The 6693-nt window shown below is 64.6% G+C and carries 4 protein-coding genes and 1 pseudogene; all 5 read left to right on the top strand.

Annotated elements, in window-relative coordinates:
- Positions 1-211 precede the first annotated feature (211 nt).
- The gene (locus FS320_RS35395; RefSeq protein ID WP_152717044.1) at positions 212-808 is read left to right on the top strand and encodes a hypothetical protein; all 597 of its coding nucleotides are present in this window, start codon (positions 212-214) and stop codon (positions 806-808) included.
- A gap of 256 nt (positions 809-1064) precedes the next feature.
- The gene (locus tag FS320_RS35390) at positions 1065-3770 is read left to right on the top strand and encodes a DEAD/DEAH box helicase (RefSeq protein ID WP_152717043.1); all 2706 of its coding nucleotides are present in this window, start codon (positions 1065-1067) and stop codon (positions 3768-3770) included.
- 5 nt (positions 3771-3775) lie between these two features.
- Positions 3776-4864 (top strand): SWIM zinc finger family protein, encoded by a 1089-nt coding sequence (locus FS320_RS35385; protein ID WP_152717042.1) that lies wholly within the window; start codon positions 3776-3778, stop codon positions 4862-4864.
- 218 nt (positions 4865-5082) lie between these two features.
- Positions 5083-5403, top strand: a complete 321-nt coding sequence (locus FS320_RS35380) for a hypothetical protein (protein WP_244627598.1) — start codon at positions 5083-5085, stop codon at positions 5401-5403.
- A 68-nt stretch (positions 5404-5471) separates the two neighbouring features.
- A pseudogene (locus FS320_RS35375) lies at positions 5472-6566 on the top strand (phytoene desaturase family protein); the annotation flags it as partial.
- Between the last annotated feature and the right edge of the window lie 127 nt (positions 6567-6693).

Below are 6693 nucleotides of genomic sequence, written 5' to 3'. Positions count from 1 at the left end.
GGCTGTCGTTCTTCGACTATCTTGGGGATCGCCTCGGGCTGAATGGGGATCAGCCGAAGATCCCACCGCTCGCAGTTCTTGTGACTCAAGCCTAAGGCGGGTTCGCCCCCCAAACTGCCCCGATTACCGCAGAGGGCTCGATCTCAACCCAGCTTGAGTCATTTGCGATTTCCATTCTCCGTTTTGACGCTCGATTGGAACGCGTTTGACCATGAGACGACCCACACGCCGGGCGATTGCCGCACAGGACAGCCAGATGCTGGACCGGCAGGCGCAGTTTCGTCTGGCCGCTGATGCCGTGACCGCAGCGCTCGTCGGGATCCCTGAGGTCGCGGCGGTGGCGTTGATCGGCTCGGTCGCCCGCCCGTTGTGGCGGGAGGTGCCGCGGTTTCAGCCGTTCCGATACTGGGACGTTCCGGTCTGGCACGAATGCAAGGATGTCGATCTGGCCGTGTGGCTCAATCGCCTGGACCGGCTCCAGACGCTCAATCGGGCCCGCAGCATGGCCCTCCACCGGCTGTTCGCGGAAAAGCAGATCGGGGTGGCTCACCATCAGGTCGAGATCTTCATTCTGCAAGGAGAGGCGAACGCCTATCGCGGCCGGCTCTGCTCCTTCTCGCAGTGTCCGAAGGGCAAGCGGGAATGCCTGGTCCCGGGGTGCGGACAGGATCTGTTCCTGCAGCAGCACGCCGGCTTTACCTTCTGGCCGGACGCGCTGGCACCGGATAGAATCCTGCACCTGTATGATCGGCGGCGCGGGATCCTGCGACGCGCTTCTGAGACACCCGCCGCAGGAGAGGACGATTAGCTTGCGACAGGGTGACGCCTCGTGGGACAGACGGAGAGCATGAGCATTCGTGGCGCATCCCAGTGACCCATGGTGCCATGCCCCTCTCATTGGAGCCTGATTAGGCGCAATGGCCGCGATCTGGACGAGATTGGCCAACTGTCCGACGCGGGCTCCAGTGCTCCTCGTGAAGGCTCTCAGCCGGGTTCAGAGGCTACTGCGGCTTCTGTAAAACGGGCAGCGCGGATTGAAACATTTCGGAGTGCCTGCAGCCACGATGCCCCGGATCCAGTTGCGTCTCACCCCGCGCGGGCACCTCCTGCTAGAGGAGGCAGTCGACGCGCCCTCCCTGGATGACAAAGTCGCGGCACGACTGGCCGAGGCGTTTGGCCGTGGCACCGGATATGGGTTGTTGCAGCTTGGCGCGGGCGAGATCGGCCAATCCTTGCCGCCTGCCTTCATCTGGTGGCGTGATTTCACCGTACGCTATGTGGAGGCGGTCTGTCTTCACGGATCAGGTGGGGGTGGAGAGGGGCCGTCCGCCGCTTTCCTGTCCGCCATGGCCCCGCCGGCCGAGGCCGAACTCGCCACATTCGTCCTGACCGCCCCGATGATGCCAGGGGCGGAATACCTGACCGCCGACATGCTGCGTGGGCTGTGGGTCAATCTCAGCACCGCGTTTACCGCCTCGGTCAGAGCAGCCGGCACTGACCTGCAAGCGTTCCTTCGGACGCTGAACCCGGCCTGGAACCTGATCGGCCGGGTCCACTTCAATCTGGCCGAGAACCGCCGCGACCCGGAATGGCCATTTGCCTTCCTGGCCACCTACACCACGCGCCTGTCGGCCCAGGCAAAGGCCCAGCATGTGCCGCTCGGTCAGGCCTTGCGCGAATACGCCGGCGCTGCCAATCGGGACAAGCTGTTGTCATTGCTGGTGCCGGTGCAGCGGGCGGCGGAGCACTTTGGCTGGCTCAAGGCCATGGTCGATGCCGGAGAGATCTTCCATCCCCTGCGCTGGAGTCCAGCGGAGGCCGCACGGCTCCTGAACAGCGTTCCCGACCTGGAAAGCGCCGGTGTGATCGTGCGCTTGCCCGCGTACTGGCGCGAAGGCCGCCCGTCGCGCCCGCAGGTCACCGCCACGGTTGGCGCCCGTCCGCCATCCGGGACAGGCCTTGACGCCCTGCTCGACTTCCACATGGACGTGACCCTGGAGGGTGAGGCGCTCACCGCAAAGGAGATGGCCACCTTGCTTGCCGGCACCGAGACCCTGGTGTTGCTGCGCGGCCAATGGGTCGAGATCGATCGTCCGCGTTTGGACCGCGCGATGCGCCGCTTCAAGGAGGTACAGGACCTAGCCGAGCAGGAGGGGCTCACCTTTGCTGAGGCCATGCGCCTGTTGGCCGGCACTGAGGCCACCGGGGACGAAGAGCCTGCCGCGGCGGCCGAGTGGTCGCAGATCACGGCCGGAGCGTGGCTGACCGAGACGCTGACGGCGCTGCGCAACCCTGACGGTGCCGGTGTTGATCCTGGCCCAGCCTTGAAGGGACGCTTGCGCCCGTACCAGAAGGCTGGTGTCGAATGGCTCCACCTCCTGAGTGGGCTTGGGCTTGGCGCCTGCCTGGCCGACGACATGGGGCTGGGCAAGACGATCCAGGTCCTGTCGCTACTGTTGATCCAGAAGCGAAAGGGAGCCGCGCGCAAGCCGAGCCTGCTGGTGGCTCCGGCATCGCTGCTGGCCAACTGGGCGGCGGAGATCGAGCGCTTCGCCCCCGGGCTGAACGCGAGGATCGTGCATCCCTCGGCGATGTCGGCTGAAGACCTCAATCAGATGGCAGCCGAGGGATTAGCAAATCTGGACCTGGTGATCACGAGCTATGGCTCGCTGCTGCGCCTGCCGGTGCTGGGCGCAACGTCCTGGCGCTTCGTGGTGCTCGACGAGGCGCAGGCGATCAAGAACCCCAACGCCAAGCAGACCCGCGCCGCCAAGGCCCTGCAGGCTGAATCCCGGATCGCCCTGACCGGAACGCCGGTGGAAAACCACCTCGGCGACCTGTGGTCGATCTTCGACTTCATCAATCCCGGCCTGCTTGGCAGCGCCAAGGAGTTCGGCCGCACCACCAAGGCTTTGGCCGAGCGACCGCACAACCCCTACGGCCCGCTTCGGGATCTGGTCCGGCCCTACATCCTGCGGCGAATGAAGACCGACAATACTGTCATCACCGACCTGCCGGACAAGACGGAGGTCAAGGCGCTGTGTCCATTAAGCCGCAAGCAAGCCGCCCTCTACGCCAAGACGGTGGCGGATCTGACTGAAGCCCTGCAGGATGCCGAGGGGATCCGGCGCAAGGGGATCGTGCTGGCGACACTGATGCGGCTGAAGCAGATCTGCAATCATCCCTCGCAGTGGCTGAACGATGGCAAGTGGGCCGAGGCGGACAGCGGCAAGTGGGCCCGCCTGCGCGAGATCGCCGAGGTGGTCGCCGCCCGCCAGGAGAAGATGCTGGTCTTCACCCAGTTCCGCGAGATGACGGCGCCACTGGCCGCGTATCTGGGCAGGATCTTCGGCCGACCCGGGCTGGTCCTGCATGGCGATACCCCAGTCAAGAACCGCCGGGCGCTGGTCCGAACCTTCCAGGAGGACGAGACCGTGCCGTTCTTCGTCCTGTCCTTGAAGGCAGGGGGCTCGGGGCTGACGCTGACCGCGGCGTCTCACGTCGTCCACTTCGATCGGTGGTGGAACCCGGCGGTGGAAAACCAGGCTACCGACCGCGCCTTCCGGATCGGTCAGATGAACAACGTGCTGGTCCACAAGTTCGTCTGCCAGGGTACAGTGGAGGAGAAGATCGACGCCCTAATCGAGGCGAAGAAGGGCCTGTCGGACGATCTGCTGGCTGGTGGAGACGAGATCAACCTCACCGAAATGAAAGACGAGGATCTGCTGCGGATGGTGACCCTTGATCTGAAGTCGGTCATGGCGGAGTAAGGCGGATGGCTCCTTGGTTCTATGAAGCATGGCCCCGCTACGTTCCGGTTGCGGAGCGTCGGAAGCAAGCCGCGCGCGAGGTAGAGAAGCTGCGCAAGAAGGGACACCCGGTCGCCCCTGTCGTCCTGGAGGGGCGCACCATCGCCCGGACCTTCTGGGGCAAGGCATGGTGCGACAACCTGGAGAACTATCAGGATTTCGACAACCGCCTGCCGCGTGGCCGCACCTATGTTCGTAATGGTGCGGTGATCGACCTTCAGATCTCGGCGTTGGAGATCAACGCGGTGGTGAGCGGATCATCGATCTACAGGGTCAGCGTCAGCATCACGGCGCTGGGGCCGACGCTGTGGCGGTCGATCTGTAGGGATTGCGCCGGTGGCATCGATTCCCTTATCGAACTGCTGCAAGGCCGGTTTTCCAAGGGCGTGATGGAGCGGATCTGCCGCCAGGACAGAGGCTTGTTCCCCAAGCCGACGGACATCCGGTTCTCGTGCACCTGCCCGGACGGGGCCTCGATGTGCAAGCACGTCGCTGCGGTGCTGTATGGCGTCGGCGCCCGGCTCGACGAGGCACCCGAGCTTCTGTTCCGGCTGCGTGCGGTGGACGAGAAGGACCTGGTGGCCGACCTTGACACGGCGCTGCCAATCGCAAGTCGGCCGGCCGATGCCGGCAAGGTCCTGGAGACGGACGACATCTCGGCTTTGTTTGGCTTGGACATGGCGGAACCCGGAGACGCGATCCCTGGCCATGGCACGACGCCTGCTACCCCCGAGCCAGTGGCCCGCGCTGGACAGAAGCAAACCGGCACAAAGGTGGCGGGACGCAAGGCGGTCGTTCCGTCCCGTCCGGCACCTGCTGCTCCAACAGCCAACACGCACGCCGCACCGCCGGCGCGGAAGATCCGTAAAACGGCTCGTGAGACGCCCGACTCCGCGGAGCCGATCGCCCAAACTCGGCCCCCGGATGATTCCACGATCCCAAAGGCGTCCAGGAGAATCCGAGATTCCAAGGCCGTGGAACGCAAGGGTCAGCGGACAATGCCGAAGCCGGAGATTGAACTAACCCCGGACGGGTACGTGAAATGGTGGAAATGACCCCGAACTACTGGAACCAGGAGCATTTGGAGCCTCTGTGCACGATGCGACGAACTCCCTCCAAGCTTGGATAAGGGCAACGGAATACCCATATAAATCCTATGCCGCACAAGGGATCTTCGCCTCGCACTCTCGACCTGTTCGAGGTCACACTCACCATACCGACGCCTTCGTCGCAACCGGCTGTTGCTCCGCTCGAATCGCCGGCGCTGGCCAGCTTGTCTGATGCACAACTGGCAAAGCATCTTGGCCAACTCGTGGATGAACTGCAGCGCCGGATGGAGACGGGCAGGGGGAGCCGGCCTGAGTTGAAGGCGGCGGTCAGAAATGCCAGCGTATTTCTTGAGCGCCTCAGTCCGCGCCCCTCGAAACCACGGGGCCAGTCCTCACGGCCCGGCAAGACCTCATCCACATTGCAGGAGGGGCAGCGTAAGGCGGTGCGGGCTGCCCTTCTGGCGGGTGTGGCTCCGAGCCAAGTCGCCAAGCATTTCGGCCTGCCACTGGCCACCATCCGCCAGGTACTTGCTGAGGTTGCCTAGCCGGCCGGGTGGCAGACCCTCCCGATGTCGATATCCTGCCTCCGGTTCGGACCAACGGGAGGACGCTTGTGGCGGACAGCTATGACGTGGTGATCATCGGAGCAGGGCATAACGGCCTCGTCTGTGCCTGCTACCTCGCCGCCGCCGGTCTGAGGGTAAAGGTGGTCGAGCAGCGCTCCGTCGTCGGAGGAGCCGCCGTAACAGAGGAGTTTCACCCCGGCTTCCGCAACTCGGTCGCGTCCTACACGGTCAGTCTGCTCAACCCCAAGATCATCCGCGACCTCGATCTGCCCCGCCACGGCCTGCGGATCGTTGAGCGCCGCCTGGCCAACTTCTTCCCGCTACCGGACGGGCAGTACCTCAAAACAGGCGAGGGCGTGACCCGCTCGGAGATTGCGCGCTTCAGTCCACGCGATGCTGAGCGCTACGAGGCCTATGCGGCCGAGATCGACGCGATTGCAGATGTGCTGCGCGACCTTACCCTGCAGCAGCCGCCCAACCTCGTTGACAGCGGCTGGCGTGGGGCCCTGTCAGAGGGCTGGAAGGCGCTGAGCACCGGCCATCGCCTGCGCCGGCTGTCCATGGCCCAGCGACGAGCCCTGCTTGACCTTTTCACCAAGTCGGCCGGCGATTACCTCGACGGCTGGTTCGATGCCGACTGCGTCAAGGCTGCCTTCGGCTTCGACTCCATCGTCGGCACCTTCGCCAGCCCCTACACGCCCAACACTGCCTATGTCCTGCTGCATCACGTCTTTGGTGAGGTGAATGGTAAGAAGGGCGCCTGGGGCCATGCCATTGGCGGCATGGGAGCGATTACCCAGGCCATGGCGAAAGCTGCCCGCGAGCGAGGGGTGGAGATCGAGGTCGATGCTCTCGTCCGGGAGGTGATCGTCGAGAAGGACAGAGCGGTAGGCGTCGTGCTCAAGGACGGCCGGTCCATCCGGGCCCGGGCCGTGGCCAGCAACGTGCATCCGCAGCTTCTGTTCGACAGACTGGTGCCTGAGCAGGCGCTGCCGCCGGACTTTCTTGCCCGCATCCGGCGCTGGAAGTCAGGCTCCGGCACCTTCCGTATGAACGTGGCTCTGTCGGAGCTGCCGAGCTTTACCGCGCTGCCCGGCCGGGAGCCTGCCGATCATCACACCGCTGGCATCATCCTGACCCCTCCTACAATGGTGCAAACTGCCGCTGTCTGAACCACCATAGCTCGGATCGGGCGGCGGAGCGACACGGAACACCACCGTGATGTCGCCGCGATCAATCTCAACGCGCTTGACCAGAAGGCGGATCAGA

The organism is Microvirga tunisiensis (genome assembly GCF_009296175.1).
In the GTDB taxonomy this organism is placed as follows: domain Bacteria; phylum Pseudomonadota; class Alphaproteobacteria; order Rhizobiales; family Beijerinckiaceae; genus Microvirga; species Microvirga tunisiensis.
The sequence above is the reverse complement of the archived record's forward strand: the minus strand, read 5'-3'. Positions and strand labels throughout refer to the sequence as shown.

What these genes read in the sequence shown, in the direction of transcription:
- FS320_RS35395 (WP_152717044.1), top strand. Translation starts at nt 212, where the DNA reads ATGAGACGACCCACACGCCGGGCGATTGCCGCACAGGACAGCCAGATG.
- FS320_RS35390 (WP_152717043.1), top strand. Translation starts at nt 1,065, where the DNA reads ATGCCCCGGATCCAGTTGCGTCTCACCCCGCGCGGGCACCTCCTGCTA.
- FS320_RS35385 (WP_152717042.1), top strand. Translation starts at nt 3,776, where the DNA reads ATGGCTCCTTGGTTCTATGAAGCATGGCCCCGCTACGTTCCGGTTGCG.